This is a genomic window from Desulfovibrio sp. OH1186_COT-070, from assembly GCF_003860215.1.
Taxonomy (GTDB): Bacteria; Desulfobacterota; Desulfovibrionia; order Desulfovibrionales; family Desulfovibrionaceae; genus Desulfovibrio.
In genome coordinates, this window is sequence record NZ_RQYH01000258.1 from 1 (window position 1) to 312 (window position 312).

1 protein-coding gene is annotated in these 312 nt (G+C 36.2%); it reads left to right on the forward strand.

Annotation, left to right across the window (positions count from 1 at the left end):
• The coding region (locus tag EII23_RS12750; protein ID WP_148091309.1) for a PA domain-containing protein at window positions 1–312 on the forward strand (312 nt) is incomplete at both ends.

A 312-nucleotide genomic window follows, 5' to 3' on the forward strand; every position in this document is an offset into this window, starting at 1 on the left:
GCTATGTATACTGATGTTGAAAGAGTTAGAACAATCAGCATTGAAGGAGTTAGTGGTGTATTAAAATCAGGAGATTATTTCCAAGGTTATGACAATGAGGGGGATCCCGACCCTGCTAAACAATTTATAGATGCAGATAAAAAAGAACAAAGTTATGATGTAGTTGAAGCGGGTCTTGGAAATGAAGAGTCCGACTATAACGGAAAAGAAGTTAAAGATAAAGTGGTCTTAGTAAAAAGAGGCGGAAAGACTTTTGCCGATAAGATTATTTTAGCCGGTAAAAAAGGTGCAAAAGGTGTTATAATCTACAAC